This window comes from Kitasatospora aureofaciens, assembly GCF_019192735.1.
Lineage (GTDB): Bacteria > Actinomycetota > Actinomycetes > Streptomycetales > Streptomycetaceae > Kitasatospora > Kitasatospora aureofaciens_A.
In genome coordinates, this window is sequence record NZ_JAHTKP010000014.1 from 1 (window position 1) to 13,727 (window position 13,727).

The window sequence follows — 13,727 nt, forward strand, 5'->3', positions numbered from 1 at the left end:
CGCCGAGCGGCCCGCTGCCCGGCCGGCCGCCGCTCGGTCCGTCCCGTCCGCCACCGGAGGAGGCGCCGCCATCGAGCAGGCCGCCGTCGAGTCGTCCGCCGTCGAGCAGGCCGCCAACGGCCACCAGGCCCGCCGCGGCGACCAGGCCCCACCCGCCGTCCGGGCCCCGGCGAGCACCGACGGCCCGCCCACGGCCGGCCGGCTCGGCCCGTTCCTGACCAACGGGCAGGCCGGCGAGCAGCTGGCCCTGCTGAACGAGGTCGGCGGCAAGGTCGGCACCACCCTGGACCTCGGCTTCACCGCGCACGAGCTCTGCCAGGTGCTGGTCCCCCGGGTCGCCGACTTCGCCTGCGTGGACCTGGTGGACGGGCTGATCTCCGACTCGGAGCTGCCGGCCGCCCGGCCGGACGACGACACCATGCTCCGCCGGGTCGCCCTGGTCTACAACGAGACCGGCGGCGCCTGGGACCACGTGCTCGCCGAGGGCTCGCTGGTCAGCATGCCCCGCCGCACCCCGCCCGGCATGGCCCTCCAGCTGAACCAGCCGGTCCTGGTGCCGGTGGTCAGCGAGGACGTCGCGGTCGACTACGCGATCGCGCTCGGCGGCGCCCGGCTGGCCCCGGTGGTCTCCGGCCGCTCGATGCTGGTCGTCCCGCTCTCCGCCCGGGGCACCGTGCTGGGCATCCTCAAGCTGCTCCGCCTGCCCGACCGCACCCCTTTCGACGAGAGCGACGCCGCGACCCTCAAGGAGCTGGCCGTCCGCGCCGCACTCTCGCTGGACAACGCCCGGCTGCACCGCGCCGAGGCCCGGGTCGCCACCACCCTGCAGCGCTCGATGATCCCGACCCGCCCGCCGCAGATCCCCGGCGTGCAGATCGCCCACCGCTACCTGCCCGGCGATCCGAAGGCCGAGGTCGGCGGCGACTGGTTCGACGCGATCCAGCTGCCCGGCAGCCGGGTCGCCCTGGTGGTCGGCGACGTGATGGGCCACGGCCTGCACTCGGCCGCCGCGATGGGCCGCTTCCGCACCGCGATGCAGACCCTCGCCGCGCTCGACCTGCCGCCCGGCCAGCTGCTGCGGCACCTGGACAACCTGGCCCACAAGCTCGGCGACGACCACCTCGCCACCTGCCTGTACGCGGTCTACGACCCGATCAACCGGACCTGCGAGCTGGCCAGCGCCGGCCACGTCCCGCCGGTGCTGGTGCACCCGGACGGCAGCGGCGAGCTGCTGGAGATCCCGGCCGGCGCCCCCATCGGGGTCGGCGGGGTGCCGTTCGTCGCCAAGACCATCGACGTCTCGGACGGCTCGATGCTGGTGCTCTGCACCGACGGCCTGGTCGAGGTCCGGGGCGGCGACATAGGAGAGGGCCTGGCCGCGCTCTGCGGCAACCTGATCGACCCGCAGCAGAGCCCCGAGCAGGCCTGCGACGTGGTGCTGAAGCGGCTGCACTCGGACGACCGCAAGGACGACGTCGCCCTGCTGGTGGCCCGCTTCGACGGGGTCGCCCCGTCCGAGGTGGCCACCTGGGACCTCACCGTGGACCACCGCGAGGTCCGCCGGGCCCGCGCCCTGGTCCGCGAGCAACTGGCCGGCTGGCACCTGGAGGCGCTCAGCGACACCACCGAGCTGCTGGTCAGCGAACTGGTGACGAACGCCGTCCGGGTGGCCAGGGACCGGGTACAGCTCCAGCTGATCCGGGTGGACAAGCTGCTGGTCGAGGTCAGCGACGACAACCACAACCTGCCCTCGCTGGAGCCGGCCGAGCAACTGGGCGAGACCGGCCGCGGCCTCACCCTGGTCACCAAACTCGCCGAACGCTGGGGCACCGCCCGCAAGGCAGTCGGCAAGGTCGTCTGGTTCGAACTGCCACTGCCCCCCGAGCCCCCCACAGCCTGACGGCCGGGTGCGGAAGCAGTCCACACCCGGCCGACAGGCCGGAAACCTCGTCTCTCAGGGGATGACGGCGCCCGCGGACGTCCGCCGGCGGGCCTCCACCGCGACCTCCCGCGAGGCCACCGCGGCCACCGCGGCCACCGCGGTGGCCGCCCCGACCCCGGCCAGCACCCGTGGCCAGAAGTCCCCGAACACCTCGACCGAGACGGCGATCAGCAGCGCGGTGATCACCGCGACGACGTGCTCCAGACCGGCCAGGTTCGGCAGCAAGACCGCCTCGCCACCCATCGTGACCACGACCAGCCCGGCGGTGAGCCAGGCCCGGCAGCGGAACGCGATGCAGATCGCCAGCGCCACCACCGCGGCCGACGGCCCGGTGTCCCGCACGTAGGCGACCCACTTCGGGAAGCCGAACAGGTGGTCCGGGCCGATCGCCACGCCGACCCGGGCGAACAGCGTGCCCGCCACGGTGCACGCGTAGGCCACCACCAGGGTCATCCGCCGGCCGAGCACGATCTCGGCGATGCCGAAGACCACGAACACCTGGGCCAGCGCGCCCCAGACCGGCAGGTCGAGCGCCGGCACGTACAGCGACAGCGGGGTCCGCAGCAGCGAGACGTCCAGCGGCAGCGCGGCCCGCACCACCCCGATGTGGTTGACGAAGCGCTCCCCGCCCGGCAGGTGCTGCACGATGCTGAACAGCAGGATCAGAAACGTCGCCGTGGTGGCCAGCGGAACGGCGGCGAACTTCTTGCGCACCACCCGGTCCCGGACCGCCCCGAACAACGTCCCCCACTCGGCGACAGCGGCCGCTCTGGCTGTCGCCATCGGCCCCTTTCGCACGCCCCCCGCGTGGGTCCTGTGAATCACAGCCGTCCTCTCCCGAAACCCCGAAGCTGCGAACGTTTTTCCTCAGCCACCTCAACATTAGAAGCCCCTTAACAAATCCACATCGGCATGGATGGGGATCGGGGTCATCCTCTGGGGGGAGGGAATCCCCCATAGGGATCCCCCCATCCGGCCGACCGGCCCCCCTCCGCCCCCCGGCGGAGGGCTACCCCTTCCCCTCCCGCGCCGCCACCGGCATCCGGGGCGCCACCACGGCGACACCCGCGTGCCGGCGCCGGAACAGGGCGGGCAGGCTCGGCGCGACGATGAAGCCCTCGGCCCGCGCGCTCGCGATACCGATCCGCGGAATCTCGCTGCTCTTCTCGAACAGCAGGTACCGCGGCTCCCAGATCGGCCGGTACTTGGCATTCGCGCGGTACAGCGACTCGATCTGCCACCAGCGCGAGAAGAATCCGAGGACGGAACGCCACAGCCGCAGCACCGGGCCGGCGCCGAGGCGCGAACCGCGCTCGAAGACCGAGCGGAACATCGCGAAGTTCAGCGACACCCGCTTCAGCGCGACCTGGTCGGCCTTCTGCAGCAGCTCGATCACCATGAACTCCATCAGGCCGTTCTCGGTGTCCCGGGCCCGGCGCATCAGGTCCAGCGAGAGCCCGTCCGGGCCCCACGGGACGAAGCTCAGCAGCGCCTGGAGCTCACCGTCCCCGTCGTGGCACTCCAGCATCACGCAGCGGCCGTCCGCCGGGTCGCCGAGCCGGCCGAGCGCCATCGAGAAGCCGCGCTCGGTCGCGCCGTCACGCCACTGGTCGGCCTTGGCCACCAGCTCGGCCATCTCGGCCTCGGGAATGTCCTCGTGCCGCCGGATCCGCACCGTGTACCCGGCCCGCTTGACCCGGTTGTAGGCCTGTCGGACCACCCGCATCGCGCGGCCCTCCAGCGAGAACTCGTCCAGCTCGACGATCGCCTCGTCGCCCAGCTCCAGCGCGTCCAGCCCGTGCCGGGCGTAGATCACACCGGCCTCCTCGGAGGCGCCCATGACGGCCGGCGCCCAGGCGTGCTCGCGGGCCTCCGCCAGCCAGGCGTCGATCGCGCCCGGCCAGGCCTCCGGGTCGCCGATCGGGTCGCCCGAGGCGAGCGAGACCCCGCCGACCACCCGGTAGGTGACCGCCGCCTTGCCGCTGGGGGAGAAGATCACGGCCTTGTCCCGGCGCAGCGCGAAGTAGCCGAGCGAGTCCCGCTCGCCCTGCTTGTCCAGCAGCGCCCGCAGCTTCCCCTCGTCCTCCGGGTTCAGCAGTTCCTTGCCGCGCGGGCTGCGGAAGGCCACGTACAGGACGAGCAGGAACAGCACCGCGCCCATCGCGTTGATCACCGCGTTCACCCAGGTCGGCGCGGAGATCACCGAGCGCAGGTGCTCGGACGGGGTGATGGTGATCATCCGGCCGACCGAGTAGCGGAACAGGTCCCAGGAGCCCGCGCCGCTCAGCCCGTTGGTCAGCCACACCAGCAGCGCGCCGACGGCGCCGCCGAACAGCAGCCCGCCGACGAAGGTGGCGGCGGCGGTCTTCGGGTTGGAACGGTCGCCCTTGGACGTGAACTCCTTCCGCCCGATCAGCAGCGCCAGCACGAACGCGCAGGTCAGCACGGTGGAGATGTAGTTCAGCGGGTGCCGGTCGAAGCGCTCGCCGGGCAGCACCATGACCAGCAGGTACAGCGCCGCGAACAGGCCGGCCAGCGCCGCGTTGAAGATCCACGCGGCCCGCTTGCGCCGCCGCATGGCGACGGCCAGGAACACCGACAGCACCGCGGCGGCCAGGCCCGAGGTCATCAGGTACGGGGTGAAGTACTCACCCTCGTTGTGCTCGGCGACCTGGTTGCCCCACGGCACCAGCAGGACGGTGGCCACGTTCAGCAGCGCCAGCAGTCGCAGGTACCAGACGGAGGCCGCGGCGGCCCTCGGGCGCCAGCGGTCGAGCAGCCCGACGGGCCGGGGCCCGGCGGACGTGGCGGACGGCTCCGACTTCACAGTGGACGACACAGCTCAATTCCAAACGATCAGATGGTGGGGCGCATCCGCACACGGCCCGGCGCCGGGCGCCCGCACGGGCCCGACGGACTGACCGGCGGCCCTCGGTGTTGCCGTAGCCCACCTGGGGAGCAGGCCGACAAAAAGGCAGCCAATTCCATGGTTCCCCACTCGACATGAGAATCGCGTGAACCGGGTAGCGGATTCACACCCCGCCGAACGGCGGGGGTGCAGACCCGCCATGCGTTCGGCGGCCCACCCCCGCTACCCCTACCCTCGACATCGACCGCGCGGACCGCCACAACCCGGCCGCCAGACCCGAGGAGGCACCATCACCACCACGCGTGTGCTGATCGTGGACGACGAGATCCTGGTCCGCTCCGGCCTCGGCCTCATCGTCGGTTCCGCCCCCGACCTGGAGGTGGTCGGCGACTGCTCCGGCGGCCAGGCCGAGGAGCATGTCCAGCGGCTCCGCCCGCACGTCGTGCTGCTCGACATCCGGATGCCGGATCTCGACGGCATCTCGGTGCTGCGCCGCGTCCGCGCCCTGCCCGACCCGCCGGCCGTCGCGATGCTCACCACCTTCGACACCGACGAGTACATCGGCACCGCGCTGCGGGCCGGCGCCTCCGGTTTCCTGCTCAAGGACACCGCTCCCGAGCAGTTGGTGCACGCCGTCCGGGTGCTCGCGGCCGGCGGCAACATCCTCTCCCCGACCGTCACCCGCACCGTGATCGGTGGCTACGTGGACGGCGGCGGCCCGGACGCCGACGCCGCCGCGCTCGCCCGCACCCTCACCGGCCGGGAGCTGGACGTGCTGGCGCTGCTCGGCGAGGGCCTGTCCAACGCCGAGATCGCCGACCGGCTCTTCCTCGGCACCGGCACCGTCAAGGACCACATCAGCGCGATCCTCGGCAAGCTCGGCGCCGCCAACCGCGTCCAGGCCGCCGTCCTCGCCCACCGGGCCGGACTCGTCCGGCCGAAACCCGGCGACGGGGCATGACCGCCGCCGACCAGCTGCCGTCCAGACGGCTGCCGGCCTGGTGCACCGCGCCCTGGCTGATGCTGCTGCTGCCCGTCCTGTACTCCCTGCTGGACGCCGCCCTGGTCGCCCGGGACACCCCGTGGTGGCAGACGGCGCTCTCGGTGCTGGCAGCGGTGGCACTGCTCTGGCGCCGCCGCTTCCCGGTGACGGTGCTGCTGCTCACCATGCCCGGCAGCTACGTGAACGACATCTGGCTGGCCCCGATCACGGCCGTCTACACGGTCGCCGCCGAACGCCCCAGCCCCCGCGTGGTCGTCCCCCTGGGGACGCTCTTCACCCTGGTCGAGTTCTTCCACTGGCCGATCTCCGACCAGACCGTCTGGCTGAGCCGGGACACCGCGCTCTACGCCATCCAGTCGGTCATGCTGGCCGCGGGCCCGGCCGCCACCGGCCTGCTCGCCCGCACCCGGCGGGAGCTGGCGGCCCGCGTCGACGAGCTGACTCGGGGCCAGGAGCGGGAGAGCCGGCTGCTCGCCGAACGGGTGCTGACCAGCGAGCGCGGCCGGCTCGCCCGCGAGATGCACGACGTGGTCTCGCACCAGGTCAGCCTGATCAGCATCCAGGCCGGCGCACTCCAGGTGAGCACCCCCGACCCGGCCGCGGTATCCGCCGCCCGCACCATCCGCGAACTGTCCGTCCGCACCCTCGACGAGCTGCGCCAGATGGTCGGGGTGCTGCGCACCTCGGGACCGCACCAGAACACCCCGCTCGCCCCGCAGCCCCGGCTGGCCGACCTGCCCCGGCTGATCGAGGAGAGCGGCCTGGCCGCCGACGCCGAGCTGTCCCCGGGCGACCGCCCGTGGCCGGAGGCGGTCGAGCGGGCCGCCTACCGGACCGTCCAGGAGGCGCTCACCAACATCACCAAGTACGCGCCGGACGCGGCGGTGCACGTGAGGGTGCGGGCCAAGGGGCGCCGGCTGCGGGTCGAGGTGCGCAACGAGCCCCCGCCGGTCCGTCCGGCCGAGACCCTGCCGGGCGGCGGCCACGGCCTGGTCGGCCTGCGCGAGCGCGCCCAGCTGCTCGGCGGCACCCTGATCGCCGGCCCGACCCAGGACGGTGGCTTCGAGGTCCGCGCCGAGCTCCCCGCCTCCCGCTGCTGAGCACGGGAACGCCCCGGGGACAGAACAAACCCGGGGACAGAACAAGGGGATAGCACGAGGGCAACAAGAAAGCCCCGCAGATCCGAAGATCTGCGGGGCTTCGCTGTGCGCGAGGGGGGAGTTGAACCCCCACGCCCTTTCGGGCACTGGAACCTGAATCCAGCGCGTCTGCCTATTCCGCCACCCGCGCATGGGTGCGTCTTCCGTGCCGACCGGATCTCCGCCCCGCCCGAAGCCTTGCGGCCCTTGCGGTTCTTCGACCGGCCTCCCTTGCGGGCGGCCCTTCCGACGTGGAAAACATTAGCACGACCCGGAGGGCTGCTCCGAATCCGTATCCCGGCAAGCGGAGCGCGTCCGAACGGATGTGTTCCGAACGCGCGAGCGAAGCGTGGAAGGCCCTTCGGACGGGCACACCTGGCGTGCCGTACCCGACATGCGTCACCCTGTGTGTCCGAGCCCACCCCCGGGCACCACGCGGTCCGGGAACCGTACGGATGGGCCCGGCGTGGATACGATCAGTACGGAAGTACCGCAAGTAGGCGTGACCGGCTCCCGCGGATCCGGTCGGCAGGCAGGCGAACGAACCCTGGAAGGGGGTGCCCCATGGGAGTGCTGAAGAAGTTCGAGCAGCGACTTGAGGGTCTCGTCAACGGCACCTTCGCGAAGGTGTTCAAGTCCGAGGTCCAGCCCGTGGAGATCGCCGGAGCGCTGCAGCGCGAGTGCGACAACAACGCGAGCATCTGGAACCGCGACCGCACCGTCGTGCCGAACGACTTCATCGTCGAGCTGAGCCCGCACGACCACGAGCGCCTGAGCCCCTACTCCGGGCAGCTCGGCAACGAGCTCGCCGGCATGGTCCGCGAGTACGCCGAGGCCCAGCGGTACAGCTTCATGGGACCGCTCCAGGTGAACCTGGAGAAGGCCGACGACCTGGACACCGGCCTGTACCGGGTGCGCAGCCGCACCCTGGCGGCCGAGGAGCCCCAGCAGTACGCCCCGCCGCAGCCCGGCTACGACCGCCCGCCGGCCGCTCCGGCCCCCGGCGCGCCGTGGCAGCAGCCGGGCGCCGGCCAGTTCAACGCGCCCCCGCCCCCACCGGCCGCGCCCCCCGCCATGCCCCCGGGCCCGCCCGCGCCCGCCGGCGGCAACGTCCGCGCGTTCCCCGGCGCCGGCCACGGCGCCTCGGTCCGCCGCTGGATCGAGGTGAACGGCGCCCGGCACCAGATCTCCGGCAGCGCCTGCGTGCTCGGCCGCTCGACCGAGGCGGACGTCCGGATCGACGACCCCGGCGTCTCCCGCAAGCACGCCGAGATCCGCCCCGGCACCCCTTCGATGGTCCTCGACCTGGGCTCCACCAACGGCATCGTGGTGGACGGACAGCACACCCAGCGCGCTACGCTCCGCGACGGCTCGCGAATCGTCGTGGGCTCCACCACCATCGTCTACCGACAGGTCGAAGGGTAGTGTCCGATTTGTTCGCTCGCTTCGCTCACCCACATGCGGGCCGGCCATGTCCGAACTGACCCTGACAGTGATGCGGCTGGGCTTCCTGGCCGTGCTGTGGCTGTTCGTCATCGTCGCGATCCAGGTGATCCGCAGCGACCTCTTCGGCACCAAGGTCAACCCGCGCTCCTCGCGTCGCGGCGGTGCGCCGACCGCGGCCGGAGCCGGGGCGGGCACCGCCCCCACCGCCGGACGCCCCGCGCCGGGGCCGGGGCCGGGCGGCAACGCGGCGGCCCAGACCCAGACCCAGGGCGGCGGCGGCCGACGCCGCGGCGCCCCGACCCAGCTCGTCGTGGTCCAGGGCTCGCTGGCCGGCACCACCGTCGCGCTGCAGGGCCAGACCATCACGCTGGGCCGGGCGCACGACTCCACCATCGTGCTGGACGACGACTACGCGTCGTCCCGGCATGCCAGGATCTATCCGGATCAGACTGGGCAGTGGACGGTCGAGGATCTAGGCTCCACCAACGGCACCTATCTGGACCGGCAGCGCCTGACCGCGCCGACCCCGCTCCAGCCGGGCATGCCGATCCGTATCGGCAGGACCGTCATCGAACTGCGGAAGTAGTAGCGCATGAGGGACAGCATCCCGTCCATGACCCAGAGGGGGGCACAGGTCGCATGACCCTGGTGCTGCGCTTCGCCGCCGGCTCCCACAAGGGACTGATCCGGGAGGGGAACGAGGACTCCGGCTACGCCGGGCCGCGGCTGCTGGCCGTGGCCGACGGCATGGGCGGCGCCGCGGCCGGCGAGGTCGCGTCCTCCGAGGTGCTCGGCTCGATCGTCCGACTGGACGAGGACGTGCCGGGCGCCGACCTGCTGACCCTGCTCGGAGACGCCGTCCAGGGCGCCAACGACCGGCTCCGGCAGATGGTCGAGGAGGACCCGCAGCTGGAGGGCATGGGCTGCACGCTCACCGCCATGCTCTGGACCGGCCAGCGGATGGGCATGGTGCACGTCGGCGACTCCCGCGCCTACCTGCTGCGCGACGGTTCGCTGGTGCAGATCACCCAGGACCACACCTGGGTGCAGCGCCTGGTCGACGAGGGCCGGATCACGCCCGAGGAGGCCGAGACCCACCCGCAGCGCTCGCTGCTGATGCGGGCCCTGGACGGCCGCGGCCAGGTCGAGCCCGACCTGTCGATCCGCGAGGTCCGGGCCGGCGACCGCTACCTGATCTGCTCCGACGGCCTCTCCGGCCCGGTCAGCCACCAGACCCTCCAGGACACCCTCGGCAGCTACTACTCGCCCGAGCAGACCGTGCAGGAGCTGATCCAGCTCGCGCTGCGCGGCGGCGGTCCGGACAACATCACCTGCATCGTGGCGGACGTCATCGACGTCGGCGCCACGGACACCATGAGCGGCCAGTTCAACGACGTCCCGGTGGTGGTCGGCGCGGTCGCCGACACCCCGCCGTCCTCGACCGCCACCGACCGCTCGATCGCCGACACCCCGGCCGGCCGCGCGGCCGGCCTCGGCCGCGCCCCGCAGGGCGCCTTCGGCCCGGCCGAGGGCTACAACGGCGGCTACGGCAACGCCCAGGGCGGCTTCGGCCCCGCCGAGGGCTACGGCGAGGAGTACGGCGGCTACAACGGCGCCGAGCCCTCGGTGTACGGCACCGAGGACTTCGACGACGAGGAGCAGCCGAAGCCCAAGCGCAAGGGGCTCAAGATCTCGCTGGCCGTCCTGGTCACCCTCGGCCTGCTCGGCGGCGCCGGGTACTTCGGCTACCAGTGGACCCAGGACCAGTACTACGTCGGCGCGGACGGCGAGCACGTCGCGGTCTACCAGGGCATCAACCAGAACCTGGCCGGCCTGAGCCTCTCCTCGGTGCACACCTCGTACAAGGACATCGAGCTCAAGTACCTGCCGACCGACCAGCGGGCCCACGTCAGCAAGACCATCTCGGTCAACAGCCTGAACGACGCCAACACGACCGTCCAGGAGCTCGACGGCTGGGTCAAGCTCTGCAGGAAGGTCGCCGACGCCAGGACCGGCGGCAACGCCAACCAGACCCCGGGCACCCAGGCGACCCAGACCGCGGCCACGCAGGCGGCGCAGGCCGCGCCCGTCGTGCTGCTGGCCGCCACCGCGCCCACCCCGACCGAGAAGGGCAAGGGCCCCGCGGCTGCCGCGCCCACCACCACGCCCACCCCCTCGGCCACCCCGACGCAGGCAGCCCCGACGCAGGCCGCCCCGAGCACGCCACCGCCCGCCGCCACCGCCCCGACCGCCGGGTCGCCTGGCGAGCTGCCGGGCCTGAGCGAAGAGGAGCGGCAGCGCGCCGACTCCTGCCCGAAGCCGTGACGCCCGTGATCCGACATAGACCCGCCCGTCCCGGGCCCGCCGGCCGTCAGGGAGCGGCCACCGCGTGAGCACCTACGACCTGAGCAGCGGCGCGGGCCGGCCCGTCCGGCGCCGGACGCCGGCCGGCCGGCCCGTCAGCCGACGCCGGGGCAACACCACCATCTCCCCGCAGGAAGCGCCGAACCGGCGCAACACCGAGCTGGCGCTGCTGGTCTTCGCCGTGCTGCTGCCGGTCCTCGCGTACGCCAACGTGGGCCTCGCCATGGACTCCGAGCTGCCCGGCGGCATGCTCGAATACGGCCTCGGCATGGGATCGCTCGCGCTCGTCGCGCACCTGCTGGTGCGCCGCTGCGCGCCGTACGCGGACCCGCTGATGCTGCCGCTCGCCATCCTGCTGAACGGGCTCGGCGTGGTGATGATCTGGCGGCTCGACAAGGCCGGGAAGCTGCTCAGCGGCAACTTCAGGGCCGCCCAGAACCAGCTGATGTGGTCGGCCCTCGGGATCGCGCTGTTCATCGGTGTCATGGTCTTCCTCAAGGACCACCGGGTCCTCCAGCGCTACACCTACATCTCGATGGTGGCGGCGCTCGTCCTGCTCGCCGCCCCGGCGTTCTTCCCGGCCCGCGCGGAGGACTTCGGCGCGAAGATCTGGATCCGGATGGGCGGCTTCTCCATCCAGCCCGGCGAGTTCGCCAAGGTCATCCTGACCGTCTTCTTCGCCGGCTACCTGATGGTCAAGCGGGACGCCCTGGCCCTGGCCAGCCGCCGCTTCATGGGCCTCTACCTGCCGCGCGGGCGCGACCTCGGCCCGATCGTCGTGATCTGGCTGCTCAGCCTGCTGATCCTGATCTTCGAGAACGACCTCGGCACGTCCTTCCTGTTCTTCGGCCTGTTCGTGGTGATGCTCTACGTCGCCACCGAGCGCACCAGCTGGATCCTGTTCGGCCTGCTGATGTCGGTCGGCGGCGCGACCGCCGTGGCGATGACCACCAGCCACGTGAAGACCCGGATCGACGCCTGGCTCGACCCGATGGCCGCCTTCGCCCCGAAGCCGCCGAAGGGCTCCACCGAGCAGATCGGCCAGTCGCTCATGGCGCTCGGCTCCGGCGGCGTGACCGGCTCCGGCCTCGGCCAGGGACGGTCCTGGCTGATCAACTTCGCCGCCAAGAGCGACTTCATCCTGGGCTCCTTCGGCGAGGAGCTCGGACTGACCGGCCTGATGGCGATCTTCCTGCTGTACGCACTGCTGGTCCAGCGCGGCCTGCGCACCGCCCTCGCCGCCCGCGACCCGTTCGGCAAGCTGTTCGCCGTCGGCCTCGCCTCGGCCATGGCGCTGCAGGTCTTCGTCGTGGCCGGCGGGGTCACCGGGCTGATCCCGCTGACCGGTATGACCATGCCGTTCCTCGCCCAGGGCGGTTCGTCAGTGGTCGCCAACTGGGCGCTGATCGCGATCCTGCTGAAGATCAGCGACAGCGCCCGCCGACCCGGGGTCGAACCGGCCCCCGCCACCGAGGGCCAGGGAGGACCCGCCAGATGAACAAGCCGATCCGCCGGGTCTCGATCTTCTGCCTCGTGCTGATCCTGGCCCTGATGCTGCGCACCAACTGGGTGCAGGGAGTCCAGGCCGACTCCTGGGCCGGCAACCCCAACAACAAGCGCCAGCAGTTCGACCGCTACGCCCACCCGCGCGGCAACATCATCGTCGGGGGCCAGCCGGTCACGAAGTCCGACTTCGTCAACGGCCTGCGCTACAAGTACAAGCGCTCCTGGGTCGACGGCCCGATGTACGCCCCGGTCACCGGGTACTCCTCCCAGGTCTTCGGCTCCAACGGCCTGGAGAACCTGGAGGAGAGCATCCTCTCCGGCACCGACGACCGGCTGTTCTTCCGCAACACCCTGGACATGCTGACCGGCGAGCAGAAGAAGGGCGGCGACGTCGTCACGACGATCAACGCCAAGGCCCAGAAGGCCGCCTTCGACGGCCTCGGTGACAAGAAGGGCGCGGTGGTCGCGCTCGACCCGAAGACCGGCGCGATCCTGGCGCTGGTCTCCACGCCGTCCTACGACCCGAGCACCATCTCCGGCAGCGAGGACTCCGACACCAAGGCCTGGCAGGACCTCAACGCCGACCCGAACAAGCCGATGCTCAACCGGGCGCTGAAGGAGACCTATCCGCCCGGCTCGACGTTCAAGCTGGTCACCGCGACCGCCGCGTTCGAGAACGGCATGTTCCAGAACATCGACGACCAGACCCAGACGCCGGATCCGTACACCCTGCCGAACACCCAGACCGTGCTGAAGAACGAGTCGCCGAACGAGAAGTGCGAGAACGCCACCCTCAAGGCAGCGATGGACCAGTCCTGCAACACGGTCTACGCCAAGATCGGCGCCGACCTCGGCAAGGACAAGATGCGTGCGCAGGCCGAGAAGTTCGGCTTCAACAGCACCGTGGACACCCCGATCCGCTCCGAGAAGAGCATCTTCCCGAACAGCGCCGGCCTGGACGGCACCGCCCAGGACTCGATCGGCCAGCACGACACCCGCGCCACCCCGCTGCAGATGGCCATGGTCTCCGCCGCGATCGCCAACAACGGCAGCCTGATGCAGCCCTACCTGGTCGACCAGGAGCGTTCGGCCTCGCTGACCACGATCTCCAAGCACACCGAGAAGCAGTTCTCGCAGGCCATGAGCCCGGCCACCGCGCAGAAGATGCAGGACCTGATGGTCTCGGTGGTCCAGAACGGCACCGGCAAGAACGCCCAGATCCCCGGCCTCCAGGTCGGCGGCAAGACCGGTACCGCCCAGCACGGCGAGGACAACGCCGGCCTGCCGTTCGCCTGGTTCACGTCCTGGGCCAAGACCTCGGACGGCCAGTCGGTCGCGGTCGCGGTCGTGGTCGAGGACGGCTCCAACAACCGCGACGGCATCAGCGGCGGTAGGCTCGCCGCCCCGATCGCGAAGTCGGTGATGCAGGCCGTACTCGGCAAGTGACGGGTGCGGGCC

Annotated in this window: 10 protein-coding genes and 1 tRNA gene; 8 read left to right on the top strand and 3 right to left on the bottom strand. The window is 71.9% G+C overall.

Annotation, left to right across the window (positions count from 1 at the left end):
• A partial coding sequence (locus KV557_RS16660; protein ID WP_218200952.1) for an ATP-binding SpoIIE family protein phosphatase occupies window positions 1-1,900 on the top strand: 1,900 nt, incomplete at its 5' end.
• A gap of 54 nt (window positions 1,901-1,954) precedes the next feature.
• Here KV557_RS16660 and KV557_RS16665 read toward each other — a convergent pair.
• The gene (locus tag KV557_RS16665; RefSeq protein WP_218200954.1) at window positions 1,955-2,725 is read right to left on the bottom strand and encodes a hypothetical protein; all 771 of its coding nucleotides are present in this window, start codon (window positions 2,723-2,725) and stop codon (window positions 1,955-1,957) included.
• Window positions 2,726-2,951: 226 nt separating this feature from the next.
• Window positions 2,952-4,781 carry a phosphatidylglycerol lysyltransferase domain-containing protein gene (locus tag KV557_RS16670; RefSeq protein ID WP_374106635.1) on the bottom strand — a complete coding sequence of 610 codons (1,830 nt, stop codon included), beginning with the start codon at window positions 4,779-4,781 and terminating at the stop codon, window positions 2,952-2,954.
• A 340-nt stretch (window positions 4,782-5,121) separates the two neighbouring features.
• Between KV557_RS16670 and KV557_RS16675 the strand changes: the two genes are divergently transcribed.
• Window positions 5,122-5,772 (top strand): response regulator transcription factor, encoded by a 651-nt coding sequence (locus KV557_RS16675; protein ID WP_308129941.1) that lies wholly within the window; start codon window positions 5,122-5,124, stop codon window positions 5,770-5,772.
• Entirely contained in the window at window positions 5,769-6,914 is a 1,146-nt protein-coding gene (locus KV557_RS16680) for a sensor histidine kinase (RefSeq protein WP_218200959.1), read from the top strand. Before KV557_RS16675 ends, KV557_RS16680 begins: the two co-directional genes overlap by 4 nt.
• A gap of 106 nt (window positions 6,915-7,020) precedes the next feature.
• Here KV557_RS16680 and KV557_RS16685 read toward each other — a convergent pair.
• Window positions 7,021-7,104 (bottom strand) — tRNA-Leu (locus KV557_RS16685).
• Window positions 7,105-7,517: 413 nt separating this feature from the next.
• On the opposite strand from KV557_RS16685, the gene KV557_RS16690 reads away from it, so the two are divergent.
• From KV557_RS16690 to KV557_RS16710, 5 genes are all read left to right on the top strand, one after another.
• Entirely contained in the window at window positions 7,518-8,378 is an 861-nt protein-coding gene (locus KV557_RS16690; RefSeq protein WP_218200962.1) for an FhaA domain-containing protein, read from the top strand.
• 46 nt (window positions 8,379-8,424) lie between these two features.
• Window positions 8,425-8,985 carry an FHA domain-containing protein FhaB/FipA gene (locus tag KV557_RS16695; protein WP_218200964.1) on the top strand — a complete coding sequence of 187 codons (561 nt, stop codon included), beginning with the start codon at window positions 8,425-8,427 and terminating at the stop codon, window positions 8,983-8,985.
• Window positions 8,986-9,038: 53 nt separating this feature from the next.
• On the top strand, window positions 9,039-10,724 hold the full coding sequence (locus tag KV557_RS16700; RefSeq protein ID WP_218200967.1) for a PP2C family protein-serine/threonine phosphatase: 1,686 nt from the start codon (window positions 9,039-9,041) through the stop codon (window positions 10,722-10,724).
• Between the two features lie 160 nt (window positions 10,725-10,884).
• Window positions 10,885-12,261, top strand: coding sequence for an FtsW/RodA/SpoVE family cell cycle protein (locus KV557_RS16705; RefSeq protein ID WP_218201194.1), 1,377 nt, complete (start codon window positions 10,885-10,887; stop codon window positions 12,259-12,261).
• Window positions 12,258-13,715, top strand: a complete 1,458-nt coding sequence (locus KV557_RS16710) for a peptidoglycan D,D-transpeptidase FtsI family protein (protein WP_218200968.1) — start codon at window positions 12,258-12,260, stop codon at window positions 13,713-13,715. Before KV557_RS16705 ends, KV557_RS16710 begins: the two co-directional genes overlap by 4 nt.
• The last annotated feature ends 12 nt before the right edge of the window (window positions 13,716-13,727 follow it).